Here is a 23,669-nt window from a genome sequence, read left to right on the forward strand (position 1 = left end):
GTTAAAAGATAGAAAAGAAGAGATAGATTATTAATTAAAGAAAAAAGGAGGGAATAAACATGAATAATTTATTTGTAGCATTTTTAATAACTTTATTTGCAGGACTTGCAACAGGAATAGGAAGTTTAATTGCCTTAGTAGCTAAAACTACAAATAAGAAATTTTTATCTGTCAGTTTAGGATTATCAGCTGGCGTTATGATATATGTATCTATGATAGAATTATTTTCTGATGCTAAAACTTCATTAATTAATGCCCTAGGAGTAAAGAAGGGAAGTTATATAACAGTAATAGCATTTTTTGCAGGAATGTTTTTAATAGCATTAATAGATAAATTCGTACCTAGTGAAGAAAATCCTCATGAGATTAAGGAAGTACTAAATGATTGTAGCACTGAGGAATGTAAGAGGATTAGAAAAGAAAAAGAATCAAAAAAATTAATGAGAACTGGAGTATTAACAGCTCTTGCAATAGGAATACATAACTTCCCAGAGGGACTTGCTACTTTTGTTTCAGCTTTAACAGATTTTAATGTAGCAATACCAATTGCAGTGGCAATTGCAATCCATAACATACCAGAAGGAATATCAGTATCAGTTCCAATTTACTATGCAACAGGAGATAAGAAAAAAGCTTTTATTTATTCCTTTTTATCAGGAATGTCAGAACCAATTGGAGCATTAGTAGGATACCTATTTCTAAGAAATTTCTTCACAGATCTAACTTCTGGAATAATCTTTGCTCTAGTAGCAGGAATAATGGTTTTTATATCCTTTGATGAATTATTACCAGCAGCAAAAGAATATGGAGAACACCATTTATCAATTTACGGTCTGATTGGAGGAATGATGGTTATGGCTTTTAGTTTGCTTCTCTTTCTTTAAAAGAAAAGTCAATTAATTTGATCTAAGCCCTTTGAATTTGTAGATATATTAGCATTAAATTAAATTTATATATAAATAAAAAGCAGTTTCTTTTACGAGACTGCTTTTTACTTTTTATTATTGAAGCTTTTCAAGTCCTCTGAAAATCTAGCACAATTGTGCAATATGAACTTTGGAAAATACTATTACCATTTTCCACTAGATCCTCCGCCGCCAGAAGAGCCTCCGCCAAAGCCGCCGAAGCCGCCTCCATGGGAGCCGCCGCTGAAACCGCCATAGCCTCCTCCACCAAAGCCTCCGTGACCGCCGCCTCTTGGACCACGGCCTGATGACCAGAAGAAGGCTCTTAATATTGCTGATATAATGCGTCCTCTATTAAAGAATATATCAAGCATTACTAGAATTCCGACTATAAATACAGGTAGCATATCACCAGCTTCAAGGTCTTCATATTCTTCATCTTCAAGACCTGATAAATCAATATTTAAGGATTTATCGAGGGTGACTGAATATTCTTCTGCTATTAAGTCGCATAGGGCACTATAGCTATTTAATAGGCCAGTGCCATAATCATCATTTTTAAATTCTGGTACTGCTAAGTTACGCATTATTCTTCCGCTGCCTGCATCTGTAATTGCACCTTCAAGACCACGACCGACTTCAACTCTCCAGCTTCTATCTTCAATGGCTAATAAAATTAAAAGCCCATTACCCTTATCAGCTTCTCCAATTCCCCATGCTCTAAATAATTTATTTGCATAGTCCTCTATTGGCTGATTATTTAAGGTGTCAATTATAACAATTGTAGCCTGGGCTCCAGTCTTATCTTCTAATTCCTTTCCTATAGATACTATCTTTTCTTTTTCTTCTATAGAAAGCAGATTTACATAGTCATTAACATATTTATAACTTGTAGGTTCTGGGAAAGTAGTATCAGCATAAACAAAATTAGTTAAAGAAAATACCCCCAAGAAAATAAGTAAAATAAGCTTGTAAAGTTTTAAAGCAAATTTTTTCATATTAAATCATCTTTAATCAGCAAAATCTACTTTTGGAACTTCGGAAGCACCTTGATCAGCTTTATAAAGGAGCTTCTCATCAAAGTTAAATATTGAAGCAATTATATTAGTAGGGAATTTTCTTATTTTTGTGTTATACTGAGTAGCTACTGTATTATAATCCTGTCTTGCAATAGCAATTCTATTTTCTGTTCCAGCAAGTTCATCAGATAAGGCAATAAAGTTTTCATTAGCCTTTAAGTCTGGATATTTTTCTACAACTACTAATAATCTAGATAAAGCATTGCTTAATTCTGAATCAGCATCTGCTTGTTCAGAAACATTTGTTGCACCTGCTAATTTACTTCTAGCTTCAGCAATATCAGTAAATATTTCTTCTTCATGAGCTGCATATCCCTTTACTGTGTTAACTAAATTAGGTATCAAATCAGATCTCCTTTGAAGATTAGTATCAATATTAGATGCTGATTGTTCAACCTTTTGCTCTAAGGATACTAGATTGTTATAACTAGATATAATAGGAAAGGTTATAACAAGTATTACAGCTAATATTATTAATAAAATTTTTAGTCCTTTTTTCATAATAACAACTCCTTTCGTGGATTTGGAATAATTATATCATATTTATTTATTATATGTTATAAATTAATATCTTATTTTAAATTATCTTAATAAATTTAACAGATTATTCTTAGAAAATATATTTTAAAAAATCTAAGAATTTTGATAATTTTGTTAAGTTTTTTGTATGGAGTTATTTGGGAAAAACTTTATAATTGTATATGTAAACGAAATCATAAAACTAAAAAGTATAAAAGGTGGGAGTTTAGTATGAAAAAGGTTAAAAAATTATTAGCTATGGCTTTAGCTACTGTTATGGTTGCAGCTTCATTGGTAGGCTGTGGTGGAAAAACTTCTAACGGAGGAGAAAATGCTGGATCAGATGATACAGTAAAAGTAGCTGTATTCCTTTATAAATTTGACGATACTTATATTTCAACTGTTCGTCAAGCATTACAAAAGATACAAGATGAAAATAGTGGCAAGGTTGAATTTGAATTCTTTGATGGAAAAGGTGACCAAGCTACACAAAATGATACTATAGATACAGCACTTCAAAAAGACTATGACCTTCTATTAGTTAACTTAGTTGATACAGGAGCTGGACAAACTGTTGTTGATAAAATAAAGGCAGCTGAAAAACCAGTTGTTTTATTTAACAGAGAACCAGCTGCAGAAGTAGTTAAGTCTTATGAAAAGGCTATTTTTGTTGGAACAAATGCTATAGAAGCTGGAATAATGCAAGGTGACATTATAGCAGCTGAATGGGAAGCTAACAAAGATAAAATTGATAAAAATGGAGATGGAGTTCTTCAATATGTAATGTTACAAGGTGAACCTGATAACCCAGAAGCAGTTGCAAGAACTGAATATTCAGTTTCAACACTTAAGGATAAGGGAATTGAAGTAGAAGAATTAGCTAAACAAGTATGTAACTGGGATCAAGCATTAGCACAAAATGCTATGGAAGCTTGGTTATCAAGCCATGGAGATAAGATAGAAGCAGTTATTGCTAACAATGATGGTATGGCATTAGGAGCTATTGCTGCATTACAAGCTCAAGGATATAACACTGGCGAAGGCGATAAAAATATAATAGTTGTTGGAGTTGATGCTACAACAGCTGCTCAAGAATATATAGCTAAGGGATATATGTTAGGATCAGTTCTTCAAGATGCTGAAGGTATGGCTAAGGCATTATATGAAACTGGATTAAACTTAGCTGCTGGAAAAGGTGCAACTGAAGGTACTTCTTACAAGTTTGATGATACAGGAGTTGCTATCCGTATTCCTTACCAACCATATTTAAAATAATAAAAAGCTAAATAGGACTGCATAGTGGTTTACCACTATGCAGTTTAATAAATAATAGAAAAGTGGTGAAATAAGTATGTCAGACAATAAATATGTTCTAGAAATGATTGGTATAAGTAAAGAGTTTCCAGGAGTTAAAGCATTAGACAATGTTCAATTAAAAGTAAAACCAGGTACTGTACATGCTTTAATGGGGGAAAATGGGGCAGGCAAATCTACTTTAATGAAATGTCTGTTTGGAGTTTATATTGAGGATGCTGGAGAAATTTATATTGAAGGAAAAAAAGTAAAGTTTAAAAATCCAAAACAAGCCATGGATAATGGAGTTGCCATGGTGCATCAAGAATTAAATCAAGTATTGCAAAGAAATGTAATGGATAACATTTGGCTTGGAAGATATCCAGGAAAAGCTGGAGTTGTAAATGATAAAGAAATGTATGAAGCAACTAAGAAGGTATTAGAGGAACTAGAAATAGATGTTGATCCAAGAGTTAAAATGGCTAAACTTTCTGTTTCACAAAGGCAAATGGTTGAGATTGCCAAGGCAGTTTCCTATAATGCAAAAATCTTGGTTCTAGACGAACCTACATCTTCATTAACAGAAGAAGAAGTTAAGCATTTATTTAGAATTATTAATAAATTAAGAGATAGAGGCTGCGGAATTATTTATATTTCTCATAAAATGGAAGAAATTCTTCAAATATCTGATGAAGTTACAGTAATGCGTGATGGTAAGTGGGTAGATACAAAACCTGCAAAGGAATTAACTACTGATAAAATAATTAAGTTGATGGTTGGACGTGATTTAACACATAGATTTCCACCTAAGACTAATAAACCAGCTGAAGTAATACTAGAAGTTAAAAATCTGACAGGTACATATCAGCCTTCAATAAAAAATGTATCCTTTAAGTTAAGAAAAGGAGAAATTTTAGGTATTGCTGGACTTGTTGGATCTAAGAGAACCGAACTATTAGAAACAATTTTTGGAATTGCCCATCATAGTGAAGGAGAAATCCTTTTACATGGTAAGAAAGTAGAAAATACAAATGCAAGTAAGGCAATAAAGAATGGTTTTGCTCTATTAACAGAAGAACGTAGGGCAACAGGAATATTTGGAAAATTAGATATAAAATCTAATGCTATATTAGCAAATATAAATGGATATAGTAAATTAGGAGTTTTAGATGATAAGAAAATGACAAAGGATACCCAATGGGTAATTGATAGTATGAAGGTTAAAACTCCAAGTCAAAAGACTTTAATAAGTACCTTATCTGGAGGAAACCAGCAAAAGGTTATTATAGGAAGATGGCTTCTTACAGAACCTGAAATTTTATTATTGGACGAGCCAACAAGAGGTATAGATGTTGGTGCTAAATATGAAATCTATCAATTAATAATTGATTTAGCTAATAAAGGTAAAGGAATTATTGTTGTTTCTTCTGAAATGCCAGAGTTATTAGGTATTTGTGACAGAATAATGGTAATGTCTAATGGTAGATTAGCAGGAGAAGGGTTAACTGAAGATTTAACCCAAGAAGATATTATGACAATGGCAGCAAAATATATTTAGAATAGAGGTGCAAGTTATGAATAAAGTAAAAATAAATAAAGATACAGTAAAAGATTTCTTGCTAAATTATGCATTATATATTGTTTTAGTTTTAATGATAATATTCTTTATAATAAAGGATCCAGGATTCTTATCTCTAAAGAATTTTACTAATATTTTAAGTCAGGCTTCAACTCGTGGAATAATGGCTCTTGGAGTTGCTGGTCTTATAGTGCTGCAAGGTACAGATCTTTCTTCTGGACGTATTTTAGGATTTACAGCAATAATTTCATCATCATTGCTGCAATCAACAACTTATGCATCAAGAATGTATCCTAACTTACCAGAATTACCATTAATATTACCAATGTTAATAGCAATGGCTATAGGAGCTATATTTGGAGCAATTAATGGTTTTGGTGTTGCAAAATTAAAGGTGCATGCATTTATAATTACTTTAGGAACTCAACTTATTGCTTATGGATTATCTTGTCTTTATATAGATAGACCACCGCTAGGAGCACAACCAATAGCAAATTTAGATGAAAAATACACTAAGTTCGTAAATGGATCCTTAAAATTAGGAGCTTTAGAAATACCTTATCTTGTATTCTATCTTGCCATAGTATCACTAATAATATGGTTTGTATGGAATAAAACAAAGCTTGGAAGAAATATGTTTGCAATAGGTGGAAACCCAGAAGCAGCTGCTGTTTCTGGAGTAAATGTTGTTAAGAATATAATGATTATATTTATCATGGCTGGAGTTCTTTATGGACTAGCTGGTTTCTTAGAAGCAGCTAGAGCTGGTTCAACAACTACAAATACAGGATTTAACTATGACCTAGATGCAATTTCTGCCTGCGTAGTTGGTGGAGTTTCCTTCTCAGGTGGTATAGGAACAATACCAGGAGTATTAATAGGTGCAGTATTATTACAAGTTATTAACTATGGTCTAAACTTCGTTGGGGTTAATGCTTACTGGCAATATATAATAAGAGGTTTAATAATAATCACAGCAGTATCATTAGACGTAAGAAAATATATAGCTAAGAAATAGAAATTAAAGGATGATTAAAGTGGAAGATAAAATTATAGAAAATAAAAATGCTGAAGAAGTAAAAAAAGAAGAAAATAAAAATATAAGAAGTATCTTATATGGAAATATAGATGTTTCAGTAGAAACTATGGATAAATTTTTAGTTGTACTTTTTATAGCTATGATTTTATCACTAATCTTTGGAATAGTATTGTAAAAGCAAAGTTTTTACAGTTTATAATTGAGAATTGGCAATGAATAATTAAGAATAAAACTCCCAGGGGTGTCCTCTAGGAGTTTTTTATTATTGCAATGTGCAAATATAATCTAACTAAGATTATATTCGCACTTTTATTTATTTGTGTTATAATTATGTTAATATTCTAATTATTTGAATAATATACAATGTAATCGATTAGGATTTTGCTTATAATATTTTTAAAAGTATATGCTATATCTAGGAGTGGTATTTTATGAAACTATACAAAATAATGGTTGTTGATGATGAAGAGGAAATTAGAGTTGGAGTAATAAATAAAGTTAACTGGGAGCAGTATGGATTTGAAGTGGTAGGAGATGCAGAAAATGGACAAGAAGCCTTGGAAATGGCTGAAAAACTTGCCCCAGATGTAGTAATGACCGATATAAAAATGCCCTTTCTAGATGGATTAGAGTTAGGGGAAAAGTTATCTGAAATAATGCCCTCTACCAAATTAATAATTTTTTCTGGTTCAGATGAACTCGAATATGCTCATAAGGCAATAAAGATAAATGTTTTTGAATATGTGTTGAAACCGATTAATTCCAATGAAATTATAGAAATTCTTAAAAAGTTAAAGGACAAGCTTGATAAGGAATATGCTCAAAAAAGAAATGTAGAAATACTAAAAAAACATTACCTAGAGAGTATTCCAGTTCTAAGGGAGCAATATTTAGTTTCAGCCCTAGAAGGAAGAATGAGCAAGGAGAGATGGGAAGCTGATGCAGGAAAATTAGGACTAAATTTTATAAAAAAATATTTAACAGTTGCTTTAATAAACATTGATGGTACAACAGTTTTAGAAGAAGAGGAAAATAATATTGGTTTACTTTTGATCTCCATTAAAAATATGGTTGATGAAACTCTTGGAAATTACTGTGATTTTGTAAGTTTTCCTTACTCAGATAAAATTGTTGTATTGGCTAGCTTTGGAGAAAAAGCAGAAGTGAATAATTTACTTAAGGGATTGAATGAAGTAAGCAGGCTATATCAATGTGTTTTTGCAAATACAATATCTTCAGGGATTGGAAGAGTATATGAAGATATAATGGATATAAGGTATTCCTATAAAACTGCCGAAACAGCCTTAAATTATAGACCTATATTAGGAAGTGGAAAGGCAATTTATATAGAGGATGTGGAGCCTAATAATGATATTCAGTTAAAATTTGAGGAGCAAGAGGAAAGTTCCCTGTTAAATTCTATAAAATTATCAAGTAAAGAGGAAATAGAAGAAATCATTGATAAGATATTTAGTAAAGTTGAGAAGGATTTAGTAGATTTAAATAAATACAGAGTTTATCTTATGGAAGTTTTTACAGCTATATTAAGGCTTCTGCAAGATTACAACATTAACTTTGAGGAAGTCTTTGGAGAAGATTTTAATTGCTATTCATATTTAAGCAAGGCTGATTCAATAAATGATATAAAGAACTGGTTTAAAGAAAAATCTGCAAAAATAAATAAGCTTATAAAGAAAGATAGGATTAATTCCTCAAAAATGCTAGTAGAAAAGGCTAAGGCCTATATTAAGGAAAACTACAGCGATCCAGAAATATCTGTTGAAAAGCTTTGTTCAGAATTACATGTAAGTCCAACCTACTTTTCAACAATTTTTAAGAAGGAAACAGACATGAACTTTGTGAGCTATCTTACAAATATAAGGCTTGAGGAAGCAGTAAGGCTTCTAAATACAACAGATGATAAGACTTATATTATTGCAAGGAAGGTTGGGTACTTGGAAGCTAATTATTTTAGCTATGTATTTAAAAAGCAATATGGAATATCTCCTTCAAGGTATAGAAAGAGATGATGATTAGATATGTTAAAAGGAATCCAAAAAAAATAGTAGATTATTATAAAAAAGCAAGTATTCATAATATAATATCTGTTTCTTTTACAATTGTGGCAGTACTTGGAATGATAGTAGTAGGGGGAGCCTTATATTTAAGATTTTCAAACTTAACTGAGGAAATGGTTGCCAAAAATAATCAGGCTATTTTAGATCAAGTTAATTTAAATTTAGACAGCTATTTAAGAAAGATGATGAAAATATCCGATACTATGTACTATAGAGGGATTAAGAAGAAGGATTTATCCAGTGAAAATATTAATAAGGAAATGGATATACTCTACGAAGCCAATAAGGACTTCTTAATCAGCATAAGCTTGTTTTCAGAGCATGGAGATATAATAGCTTCCTATCCAGTACAACAGTTAAAAGAAAATATAGATCCAAGGGAAAATGAATGGTTTCAAGATGCTTTAGAAAAAAGTGAAAACCTTCATTTTTCAACTCCTCATGTTCAAAATTTATTTTACGATCCTAATTACAAATATACTTGGGTTGTTTCTTTAAGCAGGGCAGTAGAAATAACTGAAGATGGTAAAGCTAAAAGAGGGGTTCTTTTGGTTGATATGAACTTTAGCGGCATTGAGGAAATATGTAAAAATGTCGATTTAGGACAAAATGCCTATGTATATTTGATGGATGGAAATGGAGAAATTATATATCATCCTAGACAACAGTTAATATATACTAACTTAATTGAAGAAACAAATTATAAGAATGCAAAATTAGAAGATGGAAACTATTTAGAAAATTTCCAGGGAAATAAAAGAATGATAAATATAAAGACTGTAGGTTATACAGGCTGGAAAATTGTTTCTGTTTCCCCTATAGAAGATATAGTATCTGGGGCTAGTGATTTTAGGGCCTTTGCCATATTCATAATGCTTTTTGCAATCTTTACCTTGATATCAATTAATATGTATGTTTCTTCAAGAATAGCCAATCCAATTATGGAATTAGAAAAGGCAGTTAAAGAATTTGAAAATGGTGTAGATAATTTAAACATTTCAGAAACGGGCTCTCAAGAAGTTCAGCATTTAGCTAAAGCTATTAAGTTAATGTTAAACCAAATGAATATTTTAATGGATAATATTGTAAAAGAGCAGGAAGAAAAGCGAAAAAGCGAGCTTAATGCCCTTCAATCACAAATTAATCCGCACTTTTTATATAACACTTTAGATTCAATAGTATGGATGATAGAAAATGAAAATTATAGCGGAGCTATAACCATGGTTACTTCCCTTGCAAGATTCTTTAGAATTAGTATAAGTAAGGGGCGAAATATTATTACAGTAAAAGATGAGCTAGAACATGCAAGAAATTACTTAACCATACAAAGCATAAGATATAAAAATAAATTTGACTATGAAATAGAAGCCCAAGAAGAAGCTTTAGATTTGCAATGCATCAAGTTAATTGTCCAGCCATTAATAGAAAATGCTATTTATCATGGTATGGAATATATGGATGGAGATGGCAATATTTTAGTAAAGGCTTATCTAGAAGAAAAGGATCTATATATAGATATTATTGATAATGGTTTAGGAATGCCTCAGGAACTAGCTGAGGAACTGCTTGTAAGAAAAGAAAAGCATAATAGCAAAAAAGGTTCTGGCATAGGTTTAAAAAATGTTCATGAAAGAATCCAGCTATATTTTGGTAAGGAATATGGATTAAAGATCTTTAGTGAGCCTGATGAAGGCACTATTATTAGAATTCATATGCCGGCAAGGAAATACTTTGATAATAAAGGAGAATAACTGTGGTAATAAGAAAAAGGACAATCTTTATTTTTCTCTTAATAATTCTTATAACATCTTCCTTTATCTTGCTGCCAAAGGGAGCAAAAGGAAAGGTTAGAGTATATAAGGTTTCTGTAATAGTCAGGGGTAAGAGCAGTGAAGTTTGGAGAATAGTTAAAAATGGTATGGAACAGGCTGCTTCTGATTTAAATGTAAATATAAGCTTTATAACTCTTCTCGAAGATAATAATGTGGAAGAACAGAAGGAACTAATTAAGAGAGAGATTATGAATGGTACAGATGGAATATTAATTTCTCCAGCAGATTATAATTCCCTTTCTAAGATTATAGAAGATTTTAGAAAGGAAATTCCAATTGTTTTATTTGAATCTAATATAGAAACTAAGGAAAAGTTCACATATATATCCTGTGATAACTATGAACTTGGTAAAAAACTAGCTAATGAAGTAATCAGAAATGGAAATACAAGAAGTAAAATAAAAATTCTAAGAAGTGGATTTAATATAAGTAGTGAAAAAGAAAAATATGAAGGATTTATTGACGAAATTTCATTAAGTAAAAACACCTATGAATTTATAGATTTACCTAAGGATGAGGCTGAAATTTACAAAAGTATTTCAGAAATTCTAAAGAAGGAAGATACAAAAGTAGTAGTTGCCTTTGAGCCAAATATCTTAGAAATTGCCGGAAAGCTTAAGAAGGAATACAGGGCTGAAACAGCTTTTTATGGAATAGGAAGTACAAGTTTGATAATTTCCTTAATGGAAGAGAAAATTATTAATGCAATAGCTATGCAGAATGAGTTTAATTTAGGTTATTTAGGAATTAAGGCAATGGTTTCTGAAATAGAAAATGAAAAAATTAATGAGAGCAAAATAACATCAACAACAATAAATACTTATAATATGTATTCAGAAGAAAATCAAAAGATTTTATTTCCTATCATTAGGTGATACAGGTGTAATTTATAGGAGGTTATTGTGAAAAAGTATAAGGGATTAATAGTTTTTACTACGTTATTATTAGGCACTTCAATATTTTCAGGATGTGATGTAGATTATAAAGAAACTAAAAAGAATGAAATAAAAATTGGTGTTACCCTATATAGACAAGATGATACTTTCATAGCTAGTATAAGTTCTTATTTAGAAGAGATATCTAAGGAAAAGGAACAAGAGGAAAATATAAAGATACAGTTAGATTTTGTTGATGCAAAAGGCAGTACTACAAACCAAGGAAATCAAATAGATAAATTTATAAAACAGGATTATGATATTATTTGTGTAAACTTAGTAGACAGAACTGCTGCCGCTACAATAATTGATAAGGCCAAAAATGCCAATATACCTTTAGTATTTTTTAACAGGGAGCCTGTTGAAGAAGATTTAAATAGATGGAATAAGGTATATTATGTAGGGGCTCAGGCAAGGCAGTCTGCAAAAATGCAGGCAGAGATTATTATAGAGGAATGGAATAAAAATAAAGGGGAACTAGATAAAAATAAAGATAATAAAATACAATATGTTATGCTGGAAGGAGAGCCGGGGCATCAAGATGCTTCTATTAGGACAGAATATTGTATAAAAGATATTGATAATTATGGTATTGAACTAGAAAAGCTGGCTGATGATAGTGCTAATTGGCAGAGTGATCAAGCAATAAGTAAAATGAATCAATGGATAGAGGAATTTGGGGATGCAATAGAACTTGTTATAAGCAATAATGATGTAATGGCTTTAGGTGCCCTGCATTCTATAAATTCAACAGAGCTTTTTACAAAGAAACCAATAGTAGTGGGAATAGATGGGATAAAGGAAGCTTTAGAAGCTGTAAAAAAAGGAGAATTAACTGGTACTGTAATAAGTGATGCCAAGCTTCAGGCTAAGGCAATTTTTGATATTTCCTATTCCTTGGCTATGGGATTTGATGTTAATGATCTAGAAGGTATTAGTGGAAAATATGTAAAAACTCAACATACAAAAGTAACAAGAGAAAATGTTGATAGATTTTTAGAATAGTAAGGAAATGTAATGGAGCTTATCCATTACATTTTTTTGTAATAATATCGAAAAATGAAAAGGTTTAACCTTATTTTGGAAAAAATTTTAAATAAAATATCATTAATCATTATTGACAAGTTAAAAATCAGTGGATATAATTAAATCATAGTAATCCGATAAGAATAATAGACGTTGAAGAGGAGAAGTAGTTATTATTAATTTTTCACAGAGAGGGTTAGTTGCTGAGATAACCTAAAATTATAATAATGAAATGCACCTCTGAGTTTAAGGCTTGAAATAATAGTAGGGCCTTATGGGTTCTCCCATTATAGAGATGAAGTATATTTATATACTTTAAATGAGATGAATGTTTTTATATAAACATTTAATCAGAGTGGAACCGCGGAAATGTATCTTCTGCCTCTGAATATAGGGGGAGAAGTTTTTTATTCGATAGAACTTACTGGCCAGTAATAGAACATTTTTAAGGAATTATTTAATAAATTATTTTAATATTATCAATAAAAAAATTAATTTTAGGAGGATATAAAATGGATATAAATATTCAATTAATATTAGCAATTATTGCTTCATTAGCTGCTGCATATGTAATATATGTAGTTAACAAAAAAAATGGAAAAAGATCAATTGCTACTTTAGTAGCTTTAGCATTAGGATTAATTATAGGAATAGTATTTAAGGGAAATATTCCATTCCTAAAGGTAGTAGGTAAGGGCTATATGTCATTAATTAAGATGGTTGTTATACCTCTAGTAATGACTTCAATTATTACAAGTTTAGTAAGATTTAAAAATATTGAAACTTTAAAATCAATTGGATTTAAATCAGTAGGATTATTACTTGGAACAACAGGAATTGCAGCGGCAATAGGAATTATTATAGGTAAGTTATTTAATCTAGGAGAAGGTTTTGTATTTACTGGAGCAGGAGATTTTACAGCAAGAGAAATTCCTGCATTAACAGATGTAATTTTAGGATTTTTACCATCAAACGTAATAGGTTCAATAGTAGATGGACAAATTATACCAGTTGTTGTTTTCTCAATTTTCGTAGCAATAGCTTTAGTTATAGAAGATAACAATAATCCAGATAAGATAAAGGCTTTTAAAGATTTTATTCTAGCAACTTATGAAATAGTTATGAGCATTACAAGAATAGTTCTTAAATTCATCCCATATGGAGTATTTGGATTAATAGCAACAGCAGCATCAAATAACGGTTTAGATACAATATTATCTTTAGCAACAGTTGTGGCAGCAGTTTATATTGCATGTATATTACAAATATTATTAGTTCATACACCATTAATATCAGTTGTAGCAAGAAGAAATCCAATTAAATTTTTTGGAGATATATTCCCAGCAATGTTACTTGCTTTCACAAGTCAAAGCAGCTATGGTACTTTACCAGTAACAATAGACAGCTTAATAAATAGAGCTAAGGTTAAGGATGAAGTTGCAAGTTTTACAGCTTCATTAGGTTCAACAATGGGAATGAATGCCTGCGGTGGATTATATCCAGCAATAGTAGCTATATTTGTTGCAAAAGTATTTAATATAGATTTAACAATGTATCACTATATATTAATAATTGCAACTACTATAGTTGGTTCAATTGGTATAGCAGGAGTTCCAGGAGCAGCAACTATGTCAACAACAGTTGTATTATCTGTTCTAGGCTTACCATTAGAAGGTATGGCAATGGTAATGGCAGTAGATGCAGTTATTGATATGGCTAGAACGGCAACAAACGTAACTGGAGCAGCAGTATCAGCTTTAGTTGTAGATGAAACTGAAAAAAGAAAAGAAGCTAAATTAGCTAGGAATTAACAGTTAACAGTTAAGAGTTAGTAGTTAGTAGTTAGGAGTTTAAGAGGAGAAAGTTCACAGTTTGTAGCACAGTTTACAAATTGTGAACTTTTTTAATGTATTTTAATAAAATTTTAGAACTTTCATATTATATTAAAGGCCATAAGGCCGATTGTGTTTATTGCAAAGTTAGCACTCATATGAATAAGCCATGAGTTATAAATTGTTGTTTTTCTATCAAAATAATCAAAAATAAGGCCTGCAATTACTAATGAAAAAAGTATCAGGATAAATAAGGCATGGTTAAACCAGCCAGACATAATAAAGACATGATATAGGGCAAAACTTATTGAACTAAATATATAAGCATATTTTTCTTTTATTAATTCTTTTAATTGAATAAAAGCAAAACCTCTAAAAAATAGTTCTTCTAATAAGGAGTTAATAAAGCTTATATATAAGGCAACAAAAATGAAGCTGTTTTTTGAGATATTTTCTTTTGTGGTTAAATTAGCTGCTATTTGAATATCAAAAGCAATGTATTAATTCTTATATATAATAAATAAAATTATATAGTTATTGTATGTTTTATTTTAATGATATAAAATATATTTATGAATAATATAAGGTGGGATAGGTATGGATAAATCTGAGCTAAGATTGTATTATAAAAATCAGGAAGATCTTAGTTATGCATTAAGGGAATATATAGATTATTATTTTGAAGGAAACATTGAGGACGAAAAATTAGAAACAAATATAGTAAAAGTAATAGAAGGAAATAGGGATAAGTTTTATAAAAATGATGAGGTTGCTAAAAAAACTAAGCAAATTTTAGGTAAAAGCAGGCTAGATTTAATAGAAAAAATATTAAATAAAAAAAAATAAAACATGTCAAAGAATGATATGTTTTATTTTTTTTATATAACCAAATTATTTATCCTAAAGCCAAACATCTCAGGAATTATTCTTTTATTTTCAAGGAAAATTAAATCAAAACAATATTTATGGGAATTTTCCCTAGAAGCTAAATATTTTTTAAAGTTTTCCCTATAAGCTTCTATATCATTAAGCTCTAAATAGCATAAAGAAATAATATAATATATTTCCCTAATCTTATTGTATTTTAAAGATAGGCCTTCACCAACAGAAATTCCAAGATTATATTTTTGAGCATGATAGTAAGTTTTTATAATTACATAAGTAATATAGCTGGAAATATAAATATCATCACAGGAGTAAAGGGCTTTGGAATAGTTAGTTACTGCTTTAGAATAATTGCCTAATAAAAAATATTCATTTCCAATATTGAAATAATTTATATAATTTGTTTCAGAATTTTTATATTCTGAATAAATAGATAAATTTCTATAACACCTTTTGTTTAAATCTTTTTTATCTAAATCAAAACCATAATTATATAATTTATAATCTAACTTTTTAATATTATCTTTAAAGTCTGATTTTAAAGAAGAATTTAATATGATTTCATTTATTTTTCCCTTAAAATAAAAGCCAGAGTAGTTTTTAAAAATTCTAAATATATATTCACCTTCTATTGGTGAATTATTTATTATATTTACAAGTTTTAAAGAAAATCCTAAATTGGAAGCTTGGCTTAAAGTATTTTTAATATCTGTTATTTGGGATATATCTAATGCCTCATCACAGTCGATTATTAATATCCATTCTTTAGTTGCATGTTCTAAGGCCTTATTTCGGGCATCGCTAAAATTATTATTCCAAGGAAATTCAATTATATTAGCATTAAATTTTTTTGCAATATTTATTGTATTATCATTAGAACCGGTATCAAGTAGTATTATTTCATCAGCAAGATTAGTTATACTTTTAAGGCACCTCAATAGGTTTTTTTCTTCATTTTTAGCAATGATACAAGCACTTATAGTTGTCAAAGAAAATTACCTCCATAAAGTTGGGCTTAGTATAGCATATGAAAAAAAAGAAAATATGCTAATCCTTAATAAAATAACAAAACTAGAAAATATGCATATCTTAAATTAAATTGAATATAATTTATAAAATGTAATAAGGAGGAATATATGATTAAGCTTTTAATAGGAAGCCCCATTAATCAAAAGCCTGAGATATTGAAGGAGTTTCTATTTTCTTTAAGGAAATTAGACTTAAGTGATATAGAGGTAAGTTATTATTTTATAGATGATAATTTAAACAAGGAATCAAGTGATCTATTAAATAACTTTAAGGAAGAAATTAATAATGTTATCCTTATAAATAGTGATAGTAAATCTTTATATGTTTGTGATGAGATAACTCATAGATGGACTAATAAATTAATAGAAAAGGTTACTAATTTTAAAAATGAGATTATTCACAAAGCTTTAGAGGAAAACTTTGATTATTTATTTCTTATTGATTCAGACATAGTATTAAATCCTAAAACAATAAAAAGGCTACTTTCTTTAGATAAGGAAATAGTATCGAATATATTTTGGACTAAATGGAATCCTAGTTCAGAAGAATATCCTCAAGTTTGGTTAAAAGATACTTATACCTTATATAATATTGAGCCGGGGGAATATATTACTAATGAGGAAGCTAATCTTAGAATGAGTGAATTTTTATCGAAATTAAGAATCCCTGGAACTTATGAAGTAGGCGGTTTAGGAGCTTGTACATTAATATCAAGAAGTGCTCTTGAAAAGGGTGTAAATTTTAATCCAATATATAATTTGTCCTTCTGGGGAGAAGACAGGCATTTTTGTGTAAGGGCAGCAGTATTAGGAATTCAGCTTTATGTAGATACCATGTACCCAGCTTATCATTTATACAGAAAGGAAGACTTGTTAAACTTAAATAAATATAAAAATGAAAATTTTAATAAAAGTTAGCAATTAGTTTTTTAAAATAAATTTTAGGTTTATATTACAAGTTTTATGCAAAATTTAGCTATTATGCTTTAGAGTTATTGTTTTATTTGAAAGTAGTGAGATTAAGCAAAACTCCTAGCATAATAGCTATTTCAATATAACTCTACATGTTAAAGCCTGATTCTTGAACCCATTTATCTAGAGCTTCTCTATTAAAGATATATTCCTCAGTATTTTTACTATATACAGTATTAATTAGGTCTGTTTCTGAGATATTTAAATATTCAGCAGCTTCTCGGAGATTAAAGTTACTTTTTTCTTCAAGCTTTTTTGTTTGAGTATCATTATTTTATTAAAAGTGAAAAAACTATGCACCAGTATTTTAGTACATATTTTTTTTAGTTCAGCTTGAATTTTGATTTTTCTAAAATTCTCTATGAAATATTGCTGTTTTTTCTTCATTTTTAAAGTCTTCTAAGGAGTTAATATTTAATCTTTTTAATACTTCATTAAAGGTTACACTATGGGTAGAAACCTTGATAGGAGAATTAAAGGCGTAATCATCAACAAATTTTCTGCCTTCTTCCTTGCTTATTATGGCTTTAGGTCCTCCAACACATCCACCAACGCAGCCCATGCCCTCAATGAAGTTAGCATCTATATCTGAAGCTAAGGCGTTTTTTAGGACTTCCTTGCATTCTTTTACTCCTTCAGCCTTTATAGCCTTAAAGAATTTTGCCTTTTCTGGATAAAGTTCCTGGATGGCTTGGTAAACAGCTAAAGAAACTCCACCGCTTCTTGCATATAGCCTTCCACCTCTTGATGCATAATCCCTTGATGGAATGCCTTTTAGGCTTTCTAAATTTAAATCAAAGGCCTTAAATACTTGATCAAGTTCCTGGAAGGTTAAAACATAATCTATTGCATCTCCAATATCTGCTTCCTTGGCTTCTGCTTTTTTAGCTATACATGGACCAATAAAGACTACCTTTGCTTCAGGATCTAGTTTCTTAATAACCCTGCCTGCAGCAATCATAGGAGATACTGAAGGAGATAAGTTATGAACTAGGTCATTATAAACCTTTTTTAACATTCCAACCCACATTGGACAGCAGCAGGAGGTTATCATTAAGTCATCAGGTTCCTTAACTAATCTATTAAACTGTACAGCTTCATTAATAGTCAGCATATCTGCTGTAAAGGCTACTTCTATCATATCAGTAAAGCCAATTTTTATAAAAGCTTCTCTTAACATGTCTAAAGTAACCTTTTCTCCAAATTGACCTGCAATAGCTGGAGCAACTGCAGCTATTACTTTTTTATTATTTTTTATTAAATCTAGGACAGGTAAAAATTCTACAACATCCATTATTTTACCGTCTTTACAATGTTCAATGCAGTTTCCACAGCCAAGGCATAAATCATAGTCAATATATGTAGAGTTATTATCCTTATCATATAAGATTGCATCAAAAGGGCAGGCTAATTGACAGCTAGTCTTTACATCTTCACTTGCTTTACATTTAATATTACAGCTATCAAGTTTTTCTATAAAACGTCTATTGACTTCATAATTTGTAATGGCATTTTTTAATTTGTAGAGGTAATTATTATCAAAATCTAAAGAAACTCCGCAAAGAGTACATACTATTTTAAAAGTTTCTTGGGGAGAAATTTCATGGTTAATTATTATATCATTAACAGTTTCCTCAAATCTATCTTCATAATAAGCTTTAATTAATCTATTAAAAATATCCTCATATTTACTGTTCATATAAACCTCCTATAAAAGTTTTAATATAACTTAGTATGGATAAATAAATATTTTTAATACATTTAATATAGTTAGGAGTTAGTAGTTAGGAGTGTGGAGTTAGTAGTTAGTAGTTAGGGAACTTGTACACCCCAAATAACTCCACACTACTAACTCCACACTCCAAACTATTCATCATTCCACACTACTAACTTTTAACTCCTAACTGTTTTGGTTAAATTTTGTTGAAATATTTTTATTAAAGGATATGATAAAAGTATAAAGAAGGAAGGAGTTATTATGAAAGTAATAATTAATGAAAACGAAAATAATAAGGAAATTGAGATAATAATAAACTGTAAAAATATTGATGATACTGTATTAAAGTTAATAAACAAATTAAAGGAAGAGGACAATGTTATTACAGGAACTAAAAATGGGCGTGTATATGTTATAAAATTAAATTCTATTCTTTATTTTGAATCTGTAGATAAAAGAACTTATTAGGGAGGGAGATTTATGAAAAATTTTTTTAATATAGGTTATGAAATAAAAGGGCTAATGGCAATATATTTTGTTAGTATAATCTTTACTTATGGAGTTGTAAGTCTTATAACAGGAAATAATATAATGCCTCTAGAGATGCTTTGGGAATTTTTACTTTTAGCAGTTATAATAGGTGCTATTCAGATATTTTTATATAATGAAAAATTATTACCTAATATATCTATAAAAGTTAAAATAGCAGCACATTTTATAATTCAGCTAATAATATTAATTTTTTTTATAGAATATTTTAATTGGGTAGAATTGTGGGGAATTCATTTCAGTATTTTTATAATAATATATACAGTTTATTTTATAGGAATAACTTTAAATTTTTATTTTTATAAAAAGATTACTGGTGAAAGATTTAATGATAAATTATTAAGATATAAAGAAAAAATTTAGGGGGGAGATTATGAAGGCTATAAAGATAAAGAATTTAACTAAAAATTATGGAAAAAATAGAGGCATAAGTAATATAAATTTAGAAATAAATCAGGGAGAAATATATGGTTTTATTGGACCCAATGGGGATGGAAAATCAACAACAATAAAAACTTTATTAAATTTTCTTTTCCCAACTTCAGGTTCAGCAGAAATCTTAGGAAAAGATATAGTAGGGGAAAGTAAGGAAATTAAAGAATATACAAGCTTTGTTCCAAGTGAAGTAAGATATTATTCAGAATTTAAGGTAAGTGATATATTAAAATATGCTGCATCATTTTTTAATAATTATGATAGGGAATATATCAGGGAGCTTTGTGATGAGTTGGAAGTAGAATTAGATAAAAAAATGAGTGAATTAAGTTTAGGAAATAAAAAGAAAGTGGCTATAGTACAGGCTCTTATTAATAATCCTAAGGTTGTTATTTTAGATGAGCCTACAAATGGATTAGATCCATTAATTCAACAAAAACTTTTTAATATATTATTAAAAGAAAAAGCTAAGGGGAAAACTATATTTTTATCTTCTCACAATTTATCTGAAGTAGAGAAGTTCTGCGATAGGGTTGCTGTAATAAAGGATGGGGAAATTGTAGATATTTTAGATTTAAAAAATGTTAATAGGAATTTAGGACAAAGAGTAAGATTAAAAGCAGATAATATAGATATAAAGGAAATAGAAAAGCTAGCTGAAGAAGTAAAAGTTATAGATAAAGGAATAGAGTTTATTTATAAGGGAAATATAAATGAGCTAATAGCTTTACTCTCAAAATATAATTTAGAAAAACTTTTAATTGAAGAAGTTAAATTAGAAGATGCCTTTATGCATTATTACCAAGGGGAGGGGAAATAAATGAATATTTTTAAGTTCGAATTTAAAAGAAATCTAAAGTCATTAATATATTGGAGCCTAGGAACTTGTGCAACTATAGTAGTATTTATGGCCCTATTCCCAAGCATGAAGGATATGGGGATGCAAGAATTAGTAGGAAGCAAGCTGGAAGCATTACCACCAGCATTATTGGAAATATTTAATTTTTCAAGAATCACAGATTTTAGTAAGATAAATGATTATATGGGATATACCTTTCAATATATAGCAATGGCTTTTGGAATTTATGGAGTTACATTAGGAGTAAATTCAATTATTCAAGAGGAAAGTGAAGGGACTATAGAATTTTTATATTCTAAGCCTGTATCAAGAAGCAAAATTTTATGGAGCAAAATACTATCAATTGCTGTAACTTTCTTCGCATTTAGTATTCTTGTTGGATTAGTAACTGTCCTTATATCCTTAGCAGTAAAACCGGAAGATCTTGAAACAATGAGACTTGTCATGGATATCAAAGGAATGTTTATTGGAATGGCCCTTTTAGGATATATATTTATGGCAGTAGGAATTGTAATTTCAACAGCTCTTAAAAAGGGAAAAGCAGCCACTAGTATTGGAGTTGCAAGCTTTTTTGGAACCTATATATTAGGAATAATGGGAAAACTAAAAGAAGAGTTTGACTTTATGTTATATTTATATAAAAGATTGCGAAGCAATCTTTATTAGTGTGCAGTGTACAGTTTACAGTGTACAGTTGAGGAAATAATTCAGCTTAAGCTGAATTATAATATTTATAATCTCTAAAAGAGCTTATAGAAAATATATTCTTAAAACTGATTAATAAAACATATATACAATATAAATAAACAAAATATTTCATTAGTATAATCTCCCCTTTTACTTAACATAACGGAAAATATTTTTTATGCAAATAAAACCTTAAGTTGAATGTATTGTAAAACAATGAAAAGGAATTTTCTTTGATATAAATATTATAGTATTTTTACTTATGGAGTAGATCCAATTTATTTTTTGAGTTCCATCATATTCGCAATCTTCTCATGAAATTTTTCGTAAAGCTTTATCATATCCGGCTCTGTTGAGTAAACCTTAACCTCATCCATCGGAATCCACTTAACTCCGCTATTTTCATCTTCCTTTATTGTTAGTTCATCATTTTCATCGGCTTCTAAAAGATATGCTACTGATAAATGAAGGTGAGATGAAACAAATTTTCCTCTTTTTACATGAGGAGGAACAGGCAGAACATCTAAAGAAAAGATATTTTCAGATACAGGTCTAATATGCTGTATTCCTGTTTCTTCTTTTGCCTCTTTTATTGCAACATGAAGAAAGTCCTCATCTCCATCAGTATGGCCACCAGTCCAAGACCAAGAGTTGTATATATTATGATAAATCATAAGCACCTTAGTTTTATCTTTATTCACTATGTAGCCAGAGCTGCTAAAATGGGCAAGGGGATTTTCTCTAGTTAATAGATTATCAAAACTATTTATTGCACAAAGTATAGTCTCTTTATCTGTTGCTTCTTGTTCATTATAGGGAATGTAATTTTTTATATTATCTATCCAGTTCATAATTTAACTCCTTTGTTTTTATTTATATATAAATTCTAATTTAAATTATAGAAGAATTAAAGTTTTTTATTTAATTCTTTTCAATTATCCTATGTCATTTTTTCTATATAAATAATATATAAAATATATAAGAAAAATGTGGAACAGAAAAAATAATGGAGAATAAGATATACAAACTGTTTCAGGATGTAAGAGAGGATGTTATTATAAATGAATATTGGCAAAAGATTCATTAAGGAGAGTTTGGAATTACAAAGAAGAAAAAGCCCTCTTATACACTGTATCTCAAATTCAATAAATGTAAAGGATTTACTTAAAGGGATTTTAAACTATTGCGGAATTCCTTTAATATCTAATTCTATAGAAGATATTGAAAAATTAACTTATGATGCAGATTGCTTATTAATTAATATGGATATTCTAACAGAGCAAAATGTTAATGAAATAGAAAGAGCTATAAGAATTGCATTTTTCAGGGGAATACCTATAGTATTAGATATTAATGAGGTGAATTTGTCATTTTTTAAAAAAGAGACAGTACTAGAGTTTATAGGAAGATACAATATTAATGTGGTAAAGGGAACACTAGAAGAATTTATTTCTCTATTAGAATGGGAAATAAGTAATTTAATTAATAATGAAATAAGAATAAAAGATAATTTAAAGCTAAGGCTTCAACTTAGAAGTTTTTCTAGAAAATATAATTTAGTATTGGTGGCAGAGGCAGAAGATTATTATACAACAGATGGATTTAGTGAATTCTTTATAGAAAATCAAATAGACGGGCTAAAATCAAGGGGATTAATATTATCTGGTTTAATAGCAGTTGGTATCTTATTTGTTTGTGAGATGAATTTATATAGCAAAGATAAAGAAAACCTATATTGCAGACTTAAAAGTCTTCATATAGGTTTTTATATTTTTAATTAAACATAATATATTAAAATTTTTTTGTAAATTCAAATAATAGAATTTAAAATTATAAGAATATATGATAAATTATAAGTAAGGAAAATTTAGGGGGAGTAATGAAATGGACGTTATAATATACAAACTAGTTGAAAATTATATTGAAGAAAAAGTAACAGATGAATTAAAAGATGAGTTTATAAATGCAGCAATACATTTTAATATTAATAATGATGTTTATAAACTCCTTTCACCTATTGAGATAGAATATAAGATAAATAAAATTACTTCAGGAGAAATTAAAGATTACGTGGAATTATGCTCAGTTTATGGCTATATATTATTTAGGCTTGTAAAAGATAATACAATTAAGGAAGAAGATAGAATAGAAGCTCTTCAGATTATATTAGAAATAAATAACACAATAACAAATTATATAAGAGGAATTATAGAAGAAGGAGAATTATTTGATAGGCTAACAAGTATAACTGATAAGTTAAAATTAACAAAAGAAGAGAATCAGAAAATCATAGATAAATTAAATAGTTAGTTATGTTATTTTTGTAAACGTTAAGAATAATTTAGTAATATAAATTAAAGGGTGTATTTAAAAATATTTTTGAATACACCCTTTTTCTATAGTAAAATTATAAATAAATG

General features: G+C 29.1%; 24 protein-coding genes and 1 other annotated feature. Of the genes, 18 read left to right on the forward strand and 6 right to left on the reverse strand.

The genetic code is table 11. The features are described 5' to 3' along the window. The first annotated feature begins 59 nt into the window (after positions 1 to 59). A complete protein-coding gene (gene zupT, locus KQI16_RS01765) occupies positions 60 to 884 on the forward strand; it encodes a zinc transporter ZupT (protein WP_216431724.1) in 825 nt (274 codons plus the stop codon). Positions 885 to 1,069: 185 nt separating this feature from the next. On the opposite strand, the gene KQI16_RS01770 is transcribed toward zupT, so the two are convergent. After that, the gene (locus KQI16_RS01770; RefSeq protein WP_216431726.1) at positions 1,070 to 1,903 is read right to left on the reverse strand and encodes a TPM domain-containing protein; all 834 of its coding nucleotides are present in this window, start codon (positions 1,901 to 1,903) and stop codon (positions 1,070 to 1,072) included. Positions 1,904 to 1,915: 12 nt separating this feature from the next. Then, on the reverse strand, positions 1,916 to 2,485 hold the full coding sequence (locus KQI16_RS01775) for a LemA family protein (RefSeq protein WP_216431728.1): 570 nt from the start codon (positions 2,483 to 2,485) through the stop codon (positions 1,916 to 1,918). A gap of 249 nt (positions 2,486 to 2,734) precedes the next feature. Here KQI16_RS01775 and KQI16_RS01780 point away from each other — a divergent pair, with 249 nt between their 5' ends. The 9 genes from KQI16_RS01780 (at position 2,735) to KQI16_RS01820 (ending at position 14,096) form a co-directional block, all read left to right on the forward strand. Then, positions 2,735 to 3,778, forward strand: coding sequence for a galactose ABC transporter substrate-binding protein (locus tag KQI16_RS01780; RefSeq protein ID WP_216431730.1), 1,044 nt, complete (start codon positions 2,735 to 2,737; stop codon positions 3,776 to 3,778). A 76-nt stretch (positions 3,779 to 3,854) separates the two neighbouring features. Continuing rightward, a complete protein-coding gene (gene mglA, locus KQI16_RS01785) occupies positions 3,855 to 5,354 on the forward strand; it encodes a galactose/methyl galactoside ABC transporter ATP-binding protein MglA (RefSeq protein WP_216431732.1) in 1,500 nt (499 codons plus the stop codon). Between the two features lie 16 nt (positions 5,355 to 5,370). Then, positions 5,371 to 6,393, forward strand: coding sequence for a galactose/methyl galactoside ABC transporter permease MglC (gene mglC, locus KQI16_RS01790; protein ID WP_216431734.1), 1,023 nt, complete (start codon positions 5,371 to 5,373; stop codon positions 6,391 to 6,393). A gap of 19 nt (positions 6,394 to 6,412) precedes the next feature. Further along, entirely contained in the window at positions 6,413 to 6,589 is a 177-nt protein-coding gene (locus KQI16_RS01795; RefSeq protein WP_216431781.1) for a hypothetical protein, read from the forward strand. Positions 6,590 to 6,845: 256 nt separating this feature from the next. Beyond that, entirely contained in the window at positions 6,846 to 8,444 is a 1,599-nt protein-coding gene (locus tag KQI16_RS01800; RefSeq protein ID WP_216431736.1) for a response regulator, read from the forward strand. After that, the gene (locus KQI16_RS01805) at positions 8,444 to 10,243 is read left to right on the forward strand and encodes a sensor histidine kinase (protein WP_216431738.1); all 1,800 of its coding nucleotides are present in this window, start codon (positions 8,444 to 8,446) and stop codon (positions 10,241 to 10,243) included. The genes KQI16_RS01800 and KQI16_RS01805 overlap by 1 nt, the downstream gene beginning before the upstream one ends. Before the next feature lie 2 nt (positions 10,244 to 10,245). After that, entirely contained in the window at positions 10,246 to 11,199 is a 954-nt protein-coding gene (locus KQI16_RS01810) for a substrate-binding domain-containing protein (RefSeq protein ID WP_216431740.1), read from the forward strand. A gap of 27 nt (positions 11,200 to 11,226) precedes the next feature. After that, positions 11,227 to 12,264, forward strand: a complete 1,038-nt coding sequence (locus KQI16_RS01815; protein ID WP_216431741.1) for a galactose ABC transporter substrate-binding protein — start codon at positions 11,227 to 11,229, stop codon at positions 12,262 to 12,264. 165 nt (positions 12,265 to 12,429) lie between these two features. Beyond that, positions 12,430 to 12,674: a binding site (T-box leader), on the forward strand. A gap of 123 nt (positions 12,675 to 12,797) precedes the next feature. Then, positions 12,798 to 14,096, forward strand: a complete 1,299-nt coding sequence (locus tag KQI16_RS01820) for a dicarboxylate/amino acid:cation symporter (protein WP_216431743.1) — start codon at positions 12,798 to 12,800, stop codon at positions 14,094 to 14,096. 122 nt (positions 14,097 to 14,218) lie between these two features. On the opposite strand, the gene KQI16_RS01825 is transcribed toward KQI16_RS01820, so the two are convergent. Further along, positions 14,219 to 14,614, reverse strand: a complete 396-nt coding sequence (locus KQI16_RS01825) for a CPBP family intramembrane glutamic endopeptidase (protein WP_216431779.1) — start codon at positions 14,612 to 14,614, stop codon at positions 14,219 to 14,221. Positions 14,615 to 14,714: 100 nt separating this feature from the next. Between KQI16_RS01825 and KQI16_RS01830 the strand changes: the two genes are divergently transcribed. Then, a complete protein-coding gene (locus KQI16_RS01830) occupies positions 14,715 to 14,963 on the forward strand; it encodes a TIGR04540 family protein (protein WP_216431745.1) in 249 nt (82 codons plus the stop codon). Between the two features lie 32 nt (positions 14,964 to 14,995). Here the strand turns inward: KQI16_RS01830 and KQI16_RS01835 are convergent, their stop codons facing one another. Continuing rightward, positions 14,996 to 15,991 (reverse strand): glycosyltransferase family 2 protein, encoded by a 996-nt coding sequence (locus KQI16_RS01835; protein ID WP_216431747.1) that lies wholly within the window; start codon positions 15,989 to 15,991, stop codon positions 14,996 to 14,998. Positions 15,992 to 16,138: 147 nt separating this feature from the next. On the opposite strand from KQI16_RS01835, the gene KQI16_RS01840 reads away from it, so the two are divergent. Continuing rightward, positions 16,139 to 16,948, forward strand: coding sequence for a hypothetical protein (locus KQI16_RS01840; RefSeq protein WP_216431749.1), 810 nt, complete (start codon positions 16,139 to 16,141; stop codon positions 16,946 to 16,948). Between the two features lie 403 nt (positions 16,949 to 17,351). On the opposite strand, the gene KQI16_RS01845 is transcribed toward KQI16_RS01840, so the two are convergent. Then, positions 17,352 to 18,701, reverse strand: a complete 1,350-nt coding sequence (locus KQI16_RS01845) for a [Fe-Fe] hydrogenase large subunit C-terminal domain-containing protein (RefSeq protein WP_216431751.1) — start codon at positions 18,699 to 18,701, stop codon at positions 17,352 to 17,354. 279 nt (positions 18,702 to 18,980) lie between these two features. On the opposite strand from KQI16_RS01845, the gene KQI16_RS01850 reads away from it, so the two are divergent. The 4 genes from KQI16_RS01850 to KQI16_RS01865 are packed head-to-tail and all read left to right on the forward strand — an operon-like array spanning position 18,981 to position 21,228. Then, complete coding sequence (locus KQI16_RS01850) at positions 18,981 to 19,187, forward strand: hypothetical protein (RefSeq protein ID WP_216431753.1); 207 nt, start codon at positions 18,981 to 18,983, stop codon at positions 19,185 to 19,187. Between the two features lie 12 nt (positions 19,188 to 19,199). Further along, positions 19,200 to 19,631: a DUF3021 family protein gene (locus KQI16_RS01855; protein ID WP_216431755.1), complete on the forward strand. Its 432-nt coding sequence runs from the start codon at positions 19,200 to 19,202 to the stop codon at positions 19,629 to 19,631. Positions 19,632 to 19,641: 10 nt separating this feature from the next. Next, positions 19,642 to 20,523, forward strand: a complete 882-nt coding sequence (locus tag KQI16_RS01860) for an ABC transporter ATP-binding protein (protein ID WP_216431757.1) — start codon at positions 19,642 to 19,644, stop codon at positions 20,521 to 20,523. After that, complete coding sequence (locus tag KQI16_RS01865) at positions 20,524 to 21,228, forward strand: ABC transporter permease subunit (protein ID WP_216431759.1); 705 nt, start codon at positions 20,524 to 20,526, stop codon at positions 21,226 to 21,228. 299 nt (positions 21,229 to 21,527) lie between these two features. Here KQI16_RS01865 and KQI16_RS01870 read toward each other — a convergent pair whose 3' ends face one another. Then, positions 21,528 to 22,100 (reverse strand): NUDIX hydrolase, encoded by a 573-nt coding sequence (locus tag KQI16_RS01870; RefSeq protein ID WP_216431761.1) that lies wholly within the window; start codon positions 22,098 to 22,100, stop codon positions 21,528 to 21,530. A gap of 210 nt (positions 22,101 to 22,310) precedes the next feature. On the opposite strand from KQI16_RS01870, the gene KQI16_RS01875 reads away from it, so the two are divergent. Both KQI16_RS01875 and KQI16_RS01880 read left to right on the forward strand, forming a co-directional pair. Further along, positions 22,311 to 23,030: a hydroxyethylthiazole kinase gene (locus tag KQI16_RS01875; protein ID WP_216431762.1), complete on the forward strand. Its 720-nt coding sequence runs from the start codon at positions 22,311 to 22,313 to the stop codon at positions 23,028 to 23,030. Positions 23,031 to 23,133: 103 nt separating this feature from the next. Further along, positions 23,134 to 23,559: a hypothetical protein gene (locus KQI16_RS01880; protein WP_216431764.1), complete on the forward strand. Its 426-nt coding sequence runs from the start codon at positions 23,134 to 23,136 to the stop codon at positions 23,557 to 23,559. Positions 23,560 to 23,669 lie beyond the last annotated feature (110 nt).

Source organism: Caproiciproducens sp. MSJ-32, from assembly GCF_018918055.1.
In the GTDB taxonomy this organism is placed as follows: domain Bacteria; phylum Bacillota; class Clostridia; order Clostridiales; family Clostridiaceae; genus Clostridium.